Annotated in this window: 10 protein-coding genes and 1 tRNA gene; 2 read left to right on the top strand and 9 right to left on the bottom strand. The window is 51.0% G+C overall.

Annotated features, from left to right (window positions below; genetic code table 11):
* Positions 1-39: 39 nt before the first annotated feature.
* Positions 40-1029, bottom strand: a complete 990-nt coding sequence (locus KQI17_RS12895; RefSeq protein WP_216496614.1) for an IS30 family transposase — start codon at positions 1027-1029, stop codon at positions 40-42.
* Between the two features lie 539 nt (positions 1030-1568).
* Between KQI17_RS12895 and KQI17_RS12890 the strand changes: the two genes are divergently transcribed.
* The gene (locus KQI17_RS12890; protein WP_216496613.1) at positions 1569-2222 is read left to right on the top strand and encodes a SprT-like domain-containing protein; all 654 of its coding nucleotides are present in this window, start codon (positions 1569-1571) and stop codon (positions 2220-2222) included.
* A gap of 453 nt (positions 2223-2675) precedes the next feature.
* Here the strand turns inward: KQI17_RS12890 and KQI17_RS12885 are convergent, their stop codons facing one another.
* Positions 2676-3503 carry a zonular occludens toxin domain-containing protein gene (locus KQI17_RS12885; protein ID WP_216496612.1) on the bottom strand — a complete coding sequence of 276 codons (828 nt, stop codon included), beginning with the start codon at positions 3501-3503 and terminating at the stop codon, positions 2676-2678.
* A complete protein-coding gene (locus KQI17_RS12880) occupies positions 3496-3663 on the bottom strand; it encodes a hypothetical protein (protein ID WP_216496611.1) in 168 nt (55 codons plus the stop codon). Before KQI17_RS12880 ends, KQI17_RS12885 begins: the two co-directional genes overlap by 8 nt.
* 195 nt (positions 3664-3858) lie before the next feature.
* Between KQI17_RS12880 and KQI17_RS12875 the strand changes: the two genes are divergently transcribed.
* The gene (locus KQI17_RS12875) at positions 3859-4446 is read left to right on the top strand and encodes an FxLYD domain-containing protein (RefSeq protein WP_216496610.1); all 588 of its coding nucleotides are present in this window, start codon (positions 3859-3861) and stop codon (positions 4444-4446) included.
* 290 nt (positions 4447-4736) lie between these two features.
* Here the strand turns inward: KQI17_RS12875 and KQI17_RS12870 are convergent, their stop codons facing one another.
* The 6 genes from KQI17_RS12870 to KQI17_RS12850 form a co-directional block, all read right to left on the bottom strand.
* A complete protein-coding gene (locus tag KQI17_RS12870) occupies positions 4737-6515 on the bottom strand; it encodes a hypothetical protein (RefSeq protein WP_216496609.1) in 1779 nt (592 codons plus the stop codon).
* 63 nt (positions 6516-6578) lie between these two features.
* A complete protein-coding gene (locus tag KQI17_RS13815; protein ID WP_256446014.1) occupies positions 6579-6701 on the bottom strand; it encodes a hypothetical protein in 123 nt (40 codons plus the stop codon).
* Positions 6702-6803: 102 nt separating this feature from the next.
* Positions 6804-6877, bottom strand: a tRNA-Gln gene (locus tag KQI17_RS12865).
* Positions 6878-6886: 9 nt separating this feature from the next.
* On the bottom strand, positions 6887-7054 hold the full coding sequence (locus tag KQI17_RS12860; protein WP_216496608.1) for a hypothetical protein: 168 nt from the start codon (positions 7052-7054) through the stop codon (positions 6887-6889).
* 82 nt (positions 7055-7136) lie between these two features.
* On the bottom strand, positions 7137-8162 hold the full coding sequence (locus tag KQI17_RS12855; RefSeq protein ID WP_216496607.1) for a replication protein: 1026 nt from the start codon (positions 8160-8162) through the stop codon (positions 7137-7139).
* A gap of 228 nt (positions 8163-8390) precedes the next feature.
* Complete coding sequence (locus tag KQI17_RS12850) at positions 8391-8630, bottom strand: hypothetical protein (RefSeq protein WP_216496606.1); 240 nt, start codon at positions 8628-8630, stop codon at positions 8391-8393.
* Positions 8631-8710 lie beyond the last annotated feature (80 nt).

The raw sequence follows: 8710 nt of genomic DNA, 5'->3' as shown, positions 1-8710 counted from the left end.
TGAAAATTGTCAATACCCAATCGAACATTTTTGAAAAAATTAGAGCAGGGAATTGACGTGAGCGTCGAATAGCTCCTGTGCGGTATGGTAGTCAAGGATTTTACGGTGCATGGCGTTCATACGTTCGGCTACGGCATCACATTGCGCCTGTGTGACATGGTAGAGAGATTTACCCTTGTGGAAGTAGCGGCGTATGATTTTGTTCGCGTTCTCGTTTGAGCCGCGCTCAGAGGAACAGAACGGATGGCAGTAGTAGACGGGGAGCGGCAGCTGGTAGGCGGATGCAAATTCAGAGCCGTTATCCACGGTGATAGAGCGAAACGTGCCTTGCGGGTATTTTGAAAGTGTAGATTCAACAATACGGTTGACGTTGGCAGCGGTTTTCTGCGAGAGCTTGAAGATAAGCTCATAGCGTGTGAGACGTTCCGTGAGGACGAGCAGGGCCTGACGCTTGCCCTTAGCTTTACCGATGACGCAATCCATCTCCCAATGTCCGAATGAGGTACGAGCGCTGATCTCATAGGGGCGAAGTTCGATAGAGACACCGACAGGAGCGCGCTTGGCCTTACGCACCTTGCGATAGCGGCGCTTGCAGCGCGGGCACGGCAAATCCGCATTGGTGACGTTCGGGATATAGCCCCTGTCAATATAGCGATAAAGCGTGGATGTAGAAACCGTCCACGCTTTTTCTTTTCGCAGGCTGCCGCAAATGGCATCGGGAGACTCCCCGTTTTGGATGCGCTCAGAGATGGACTTTGCATAGGCATGGTTATTGCCGATAGCAAGAGGACGACCGTGGGCGCTATGATTATACTCTGCGTCCTCATGGGCGATCTGAGCAGAATAGTGCTTCTGCATGAGCCATGTGCTGCCGTCAAGATGGTCATACAAGCCACGCTTTATTTCACGATGGATGGACGATACAGAGCGATGCAGATAGGACGCGATGGAGCGATAGGACGCACCGGAGTTGAATAGCTTCTCGATGGTAAGGCGTTCGGTATAGGTCATGCGACGATACGTTTTCATGTTCTTTCCCCTCTCCGTCTCTCTTTGAAAGTGCATAGTCAAAAGCCCTATAGATGGAGCAAGCACCGGACTACGGTTGGTAGTTCGGTGCTTTTCTGTTTCTATGAGGTATCGCTACGCGATGATTGGATTTGTAACACAGTCAGAAAAAAGCGTCAAGGGTTTTCCTGCATGAACTTTTTATAAACTCCTGCGGACTTTACAAAAACTTCATACAGTTTGCCCCTCTGACGGTTTTTTCCGTCTGTGCTTCACTTGTGGACAAGTGAAGCGAGCGAGCGGCGTCGCCGCTTGTCGCTTCACTCATTATGAGAGCGCCGTCCAAAGTGGTAGGAACACTGAGGACGGCAGAAAGGGGGTGAGAGGATGTACACAGAGTACGGCTACATACGCGATGGCGTAGAGTATGCGACGGTCGATGAAGCATACGACAGCGAGTAGCGTTCCACGCTCCCCTGTTGGCGGTCAGGGTTACCAAAACCGCCAGCACCTACAGAATACAGGAGAGAACGACGAAAGTCAAGAGAGGATATAGAGACATGAAAGAGACAACGAAAATGAGCCGCGCGGTCGGTCAGTTAGAGAAGATGTACAACACGCTCAACCTCGACTTGTGGGGCGGGCAGCTGCCGACGCCTATCATCACGGTGCAGAGCAAGCCGGGGACATACGGTCATTGCAGCGTGGGGAAGGTGTGGAAGCGCAAGGACGGAGACACCTACGAGATGAACATAGCCGCCGAAGCGCTGGACGTGGAAATCGAGGAGGTGCTGGACACGCTCATACATGAGATGGTGCATCTCTACTGCCGCGAGAACGGAATACAAGAGGTCAGCCGAGGGGGCAAGTACCACAACGGGAAGTTCAAGGAGATCGCCGAGGAGCATTTGCTGATGTGCTACAAGGCAGGCATTTACGGCTGGAACACACAGGGCAAGGACAACGACAGGTTGACGGCGTATGCACTGGAAAAGGGCTGGAACGAGATACGGATAGCACGGAGCAGCTTCACGGGCTTTCGAGGGATCGCAGGGAGCGGAGCGGCAAGCAGCACACCGACAGCGCAAAGCGGAGAACGCAGACCGAGCAGCACCCGAAAGCTGATTTGCACGAAGTGCGGGAACAGCGTCCGAGCAACAAAGGAAGTGCGCATCATGTGTATGGACTGCATGGAGCAGATGCGGGAGGCGTGAGCATGACGGAGATACTTTTAGCGGCATCTGTCAGCTGGTGCTTATGCGGCATCATCTTTGCAATAGATAAGACGGATTGAAAGTGTAGATTCAAAAGCTGACCTACCGGCTGGACGGGGAGAAAGGACAGGAAAATGAAGCGGGTAAATGACAAGGGACAAGCCGTGTATGTAAACTATGTGGTGAAGCACAACAGGCTGTGCGTGGTGATACTGGCGGCGAGCGGGCAGATGCTCAAAAGCCGAGACAAGGCTGACGTGAGAAGCAGGACGTTCGTAAAGGACTACCAAGCCGAAGCATGGTTGAGACGCAACGGGTACACGACGAACGCATAAGGCAAAAGCCCCGTCCGAAAGGGCGGGGCTTAACATATCGGAATGGGACGAGGGAGAAGCAGTTTTTTTCGTGGGAAAAAAGAGCGCATGGAACGAGAACGGCAGGAATGGGGAGCGGTCAGGATTGCACGACCACAGGAGCGGGCTGAAAGCCGCTCTTGCTAAGGCTCTCAATGACGCGCCATGTATCATAAGAGGAACGAAGCTTTTCATCATGGACGAAGTAATAAAAGCCACGATGCTTCCACTTCTCCACGTTGCCCTCGCTGTCCAGCTCAGGCACGACACGGTGAACGATGGTCAGGCAGCCAAAGAGCGTGGTACAGCGGCGCACCTCGGTAGCCTGTTCCCGGATGGGCTTTGACAGGCGATTGAATGTCTGTGCTGTGCCCATGATAACACGACGATTCTTGCGATTCTGTGTAATGACTTCCAGCATTTCGGGCGGGAAGTTTTTGGACTGGTTAGAACTAAACCAATTCTGCATTTCGTCGATACACGCGATCACGCCTTGGATGCCGTTTTTGTAATCAAGGAGCAAGCGCCAGTCATTCAGCTCTCGGCTCTGACCTTGCAAGGCGAAATTGGTGATACACTTTGCTTTGGGGTATTCCTCGCGCCACGCAAGAGCTTGCTGCGCCATGGCGATGGTCTTGCCGTTGCCCTGACGGCCCGTGAAGATAATGCAGCCCTGATGCGTGAAAAACTCAGGATTTCGGGCGTACATATCGAGCATGAACTGATGCGGGAGCAGATAGAAAAAGCTGCGCAGGAACGAGGGCTTTTTCAGAGCATGATGCTCACCGTGCTGAAAGCGATAACCGCGACGGTACAGAATGATACCATAGACAAGGCAGAGAAAGCCGAACACAACGCAGAACACGAGAAAAAGGAAGAGCGGGATTTTTGCAAATTCCCACACCATTTGCAAGAGAGATTTAATCATTGTCAATCACTCCTTTCCGGTATTCACGGATAGCGCAGGAGAGCAGGGCTTGACAAGCAGCAGCGTCCGAGGGAAATGAAAAGTTGTTCTTATAGACCATGAGCCAATAGGTTAGATCGGCGGGAAGAGAGACGGTAATACGATAATTTTTCGTCGGCATGAAATACTCCTTTTTTGAAAGTGTAGATTCAAAATGCGGAACAAGGTGTGCGTGCCAATCGGTATGCAAAATGCGTCCCCCGAGCCCCTCGCTGCGGGGGACGCATTTTGCAGCAGACGATGGGCAAGCGCAGAAATACAGGCTTGCATAGGGTACAGGCCCTATGCTACAATCACAGGTGGGAGGGATGAAGAGATGCCAGATGATTATTTTAATCGACAGCAGAATCAGCACAAGCCGAGGTATGCGGCAGGCTCGGACATAGACAGTATCAAGACGGGAAGAGAAATACCAGAGGGCGGGTTTAAAGACAAAAGAAGTGGACCGTCGGCAAAATCTGTCTTACTGCTACTAACATGGGTTTGCATCTGCACGATAGCCATAGCAGCATATGTTGACTCAAAAGAGCAAAAAGAGAAAATAATGACCACAGCGCCAAACAATTCAGCAACACAAGTCAGTAGCCCCAAAGCTCTACAGAAAACAATAACCGGCGAGGTCAGCAAAGACTTAGTAAGCTTTTTCTATGCACGAGACAATTCAAAAGCAACCGTAGAAGCATATATCACCAACGGCACAAACAAAACAATCGACAACATCATTGTCACATTCACCATCAAGGACACCGCTGAAAACGTACTTGCAGAAAAGACCGTCAATGTACCCTCTGAATTGGCACCAGGAGAAACCGGAGATTATACGACAGTAATTGAAACGCCATCAAAGCCAACCGGTGAAACAAAAGTCTGGATGTACGCAACATACAAAATCAGATACACATAATCCGGCCGACCATCCCCACACGAGAGCGTGGGGACGGCTTTCCTGTTACACAATAGGCAGGGAAGCCCAGAGGGAATGAAGAAATGCAATAACCATGCGAAGTACCCACAGAGCCAAGGAAAGGGCACAAATGGTAATGACGGTATTCATCGGGAGAAAGTAGAGCGCAGCACGCAGCCATTGATAGATGGACGAGGACGAGATACCAGCATAGTCAATACCAATTTCGGGGACACGGTCAAGAATAGGATGGACGAGATTCCAAATAGCCGTAATCGCAGCATTTACTATCACTTGCGCCTTCCCCCTTTACTCCTGAATGTAAAGCCCTCACCGTAATGTATCGAGGGGTCACCAGCACCAAGGCGAGGAGCACTTGAAACGTCACCGACGAGCAGCGGCGGGCGCAAATCTTCGTCCATCTGCATACCGTTAAGAATAGAGGGAGCACGTTTGAAGAGCAGCCATAGATAGCCGAGCCACAGGAAGCCGGAGAGCAGACCATCCACCGAAGCCTTGTATTTTTGATACCATGTCATATCAAAAATCTTTTGCTTATCTCCGTAATTATAGCCGAACTTACTTTCCGCATTTTCCAAATGTACCCATATCACGGGCGGCTCGGTCTCCGGCGTCATGCCAAAGAGGTCACTGCCGAACTGCTTCAAGGTGGAGAAGAAGCCGAATTTACCCTTGAAAGTGTCGGTTATCTCCGTAAGCAACGCTTCATCCGGTTTGAAAAGAGCGCCTATCTTTTCGGCAATAGCAGCGGGCAAAGCCGCGATCGCGTCAATGATGTTTTGAAGCCAGCCCCAAAGCGTAGTAAAGAAAGCGCCTATCTTCTCCGCAATGGCGGCAGGGATGCCCTTGATGCTCTCCCAAATATTGGCGAGCGTTCCGGGCAACTCTTTGATTTTCTCGAAGATTTGCGGAATATATGGCAGATAGGGCTTTGCATCCTCGTCCGTGCCGGTATTGCCGCCTGACTCCGTACCGGCCACGTCGAGCGTAGGAGCTAAGGTATTGGCTTGAAGCTGGGCGAGAATCTGCTGCAATAAGCCCTCAATGGTCGTGGCCGTGCCGTCACCGACACCGGACAAGGTAGGGTTTGCAGCTTCCTCCCCCTCGGCAGGTAAGTCAATGGTGGGATTTTTATAGTAAGACGGAGCAAATACGGAAAGGCGGGAAAAAGACGACTCAGCACCCGCACCAGTAAAAGCCATATCAATCCCACTAAAACGCTTAACTTTAAAGCCGTCAACAGTATCCCAATATTCCACAAACAAACCATACTTTATTTTTCCGTTTACATAAGGAGCAACATAGACCTTGCCGTCCACAAACTTAGAAACAGAAGAAGATCTTGTCAACGACCACTCACCGGAAGAAGCCGAAGAATAACACCAAAAATTGCCAGATGCATCAAGATATGCTTTTGCCCAAGAAGTACCGGAAAAGCCAAAAATCAAAGATTCATCCCTTGTGCTCGGCAAATCATAGATATTAAAAACAGGTGTACCTAAGCTATAAACCGAACTACTTGTATATGAAGAAAGAGCAAACGGAATTTCATCATCAAGCAGATACCCCAAGCCCGATTCATAATGCATTTGATAAAACTTTACACTTTCCACGGTCGAGACCGGAACGGAATCACCACCGGCAGTTACGCCTGTGTTAGAAGTAAGCCACGTTGTAAACTCTGCAAATTTCCGAGCGATGGCGCGAGGAATCGCCAGCTTGCCCCCTGAAAAGGACAGAGCACCCAAAAGAGCGCTTGTATCCTCGAAGCCGAGCCATGCGGCAAAAGAGGAAGCGGCATTTTCGGCAGATTCGTTGAACTCGTTCCATTTGTCGGTCAAGCCCTGCGCCAATTCACCGCTTGTCATACCGTTATTGGAGAAGATAAGGCCGCAGCCACCAGCAAAGGCCGTGAGCAGAGCGCCAATCACGATTGCATCATCAACACCGGCCACGGCTTTGGCCTGCGGTGGACGATAGGCAAACGCGCCGAGGGTGAGAGTGAAGCAGAGAGCAAGGGGCAACAATCTATGCGTAAACTTTTTCAAGGGAAAAATCACCTCACAAAATAAAAAATAGGGCGAGGAGCATGAAGCCCCTCGCCCCTTGCGTTAGGCCGCGCGGAGCATACCCATGACAAAGGAAAGACCCTTGCGCAGAGCAATGAAGCCAATCATCACGGGAATGACAACGGGAAGCAGACCAACGATCTCGTCAAGAACACCGGACAGCATGGAGCTGGTCACGATGCCAGACAGAGTGGTAGCAGCAGCAACGACGTCCTGAAAGCAACACTCCTTTCATCGAAAATTTGTACACGAATGGGAAAAGTCCCATGGTTGCGGGCGATGGAATCGAACCACCATTTCAAGATTCAGAGCCTTGTGTGCTGCCTTTACACCAGCCCGCGATATGAAAATCAGAAGAAGATACGGAAGAACTTATAGACGAAGATGCAAAGGACGGTCACGGCAAAGAAGATGAAAATACCCTCAACGTCAGCGGCAACGGAAATAATCTCATTGATACCGTTTTGCACCTCGGATAACTGCGCGGAAATTGCATTGAGTTGTTCGGTGTAGTCCATAGGAATTGCCCCTTTTGAAAGTGTAGATTCAAGGAGAGACGCCCCCGCCCATTCGATGAACGAACGGGGGCAGGAAAGGAGACTATAAAATCATTTGCGGCGGCGTATGGATCATTGCATCCGCCCACCTGTAACGGTCAAGATAGGCCTGCACACCAGTGTACTCCGATGTACCGCCATCGGCTTTGTACTCCACGACCTTATGAATGCGACGGAAGAAAGCATTGCGGCTCTCTGCGTCCACGTTAGAATACTGCGCGTCAGGTGGAATATTGGTGATGATGAATACCTTGGTGAAGCAGGCTTGACGGTTGAAGTAGCGGCATGGGAGCAGCAGCGGATAGCCGTCAAGGTAGTTGAGCATATCACCATGCTTGAGCGAGCCGCGAAACTCTTCAAAGATAAGCACATCCTGCCCGTCATAAGTGTCGAACGGATGCTTGTAGTCGGTGACGCGATAGCAGTTTTCATAGCCGTATGCGTCCATTACGCCACGTGTTTTGCCGCTGCCGGTCTTACCGAAAATATAGGTCACCTCGAGATCGCGCCACGAGTTTTTGAACATCGCGTCACGGTACATGGAGCGGACACGCTCCACCTTTTCGAGGTCACGATAAGCAGAAGCAACTGCGTTGACGATTTCCTCATTGGACGCGCCCTCCTTTATCATGCCGACGATAATATCGGCATCGCGGCTCTTGCCCTGTCTTTCGACGGGCATTTCGCCGCCCTCTTCAAAGGTGTCGGAGAAATTCACGCCCTCGTGTAAATGACCGCCCGTGTCCTTGTAGGAGTATGAGCCATCCGGCTGCTTATTGAATTTCGGGCCGTCCTTGAGGACATAGGCGCGATTTTCCGAGGACTTGCCACGGGCTATGTCACGATGGAAAGACGGAAAACGAGCATCGACCTGCGTATGCGTCAGACCGTTCTCACAAACGAAATAGACATGGGTATGCAGCGTCTCGCACTCGTCGCCCTTTTCGTCGCACATACACCAGTACAGGAGGGCGGGCAGGTCATTGACGGCTGCCTTAATGCGGGCATGGTCGAAGCCATGCTCAATGGGGTTGTTTATGGTAATCAACCACTTGCGGGATTGAGCCATAATAGCACCTACTTAGAATTGACAAAAAATGTCAAAGATTTACAATTTACAGAAGTGCAGGGGGGTAATACTGCCCCCCTGCACTTTCCTCAACGCTGGAGCGTTGAAGCCGGGGGATTTTCGCGCATGAGATAGCACCACGGTCTATGCGGACAGCAAATCACGCAATACTCCGACGCATAATCGGGGCACGGATGCTCACAGTCGAAAAACGACCGTTTTTCCCGCTTACTTGCAGGGCGCGAACGAGACGACACGACCATCCTTGTTGTACTCAAGGTCGAACGAATTGCCGACCGTGATAGCGTCGGGGGCGCACATTTCAGCCTGAATGATGGCAGTCTCACAGGTGCTGCCCTCAACATCGCGATTGCTGCCGAGGAAATGCACCTCGGTGAAGTGGTACGGATTGCCCGTTTTCTTGCTGTTGCCCTTCATCACACGCTTGCCACAGATACGAATTTTCATTGATTTCACACTCACTTTCAGATGTAGATTTTATGTGTTCACCTCGGGCCGAGGCGTTCTATTAGCAGTGTAAATCAACA

It is taken from the genome of Oscillibacter sp. MSJ-31, from assembly GCF_018918025.1.
Lineage (GTDB): Bacteria > Bacillota > Clostridia > Oscillospirales > Oscillospiraceae > Hominicoprocola.
Note: the sequence above shows the minus strand (reverse complement) of the source record. Positions and strands in the feature narration are given on the sequence as shown.

Bases quoted from the DNA above. Each gene is read 5' to 3' on its own strand.
- KQI17_RS12895 (WP_216496614.1), bottom strand. From the start codon at position 1,029: ATGAAAACGTATCGTCGCATGACCTATACCGAACGCCTTACCATCGAG.
- KQI17_RS12890 (WP_216496613.1), top strand. From the start codon at position 1,569: ATGAAAGAGACAACGAAAATGAGCCGCGCGGTCGGTCAGTTAGAGAAG.
- KQI17_RS12885 (WP_216496612.1), bottom strand. From the start codon at position 3,503: ATGATTAAATCTCTCTTGCAAATGGTGTGGGAATTTGCAAAAATCCCG.
- KQI17_RS12880 (WP_216496611.1), bottom strand. From the start codon at position 3,663: ATGCCGACGAAAAATTATCGTATTACCGTCTCTCTTCCCGCCGATCTA.
- KQI17_RS12875 (WP_216496610.1), top strand. From the start codon at position 3,859: ATGCCAGATGATTATTTTAATCGACAGCAGAATCAGCACAAGCCGAGG.
- KQI17_RS13815 (WP_256446014.1), bottom strand. From the start codon at position 6,701: ATGCTGTCCGGTGTTCTTGACGAGATCGTTGGTCTGCTTCCCGTTGTC.
- KQI17_RS12860 (WP_216496608.1), bottom strand. From the start codon at position 7,054: ATGGACTACACCGAACAACTCAATGCAATTTCCGCGCAGTTATCCGAG.
- KQI17_RS12855 (WP_216496607.1), bottom strand. From the start codon at position 8,162: ATGGCTCAATCCCGCAAGTGGTTGATTACCATAAACAACCCCATTGAG.
- KQI17_RS12850 (WP_216496606.1), bottom strand. From the start codon at position 8,630: ATGAAAATTCGTATCTGTGGCAAGCGTGTGATGAAGGGCAACAGCAAG.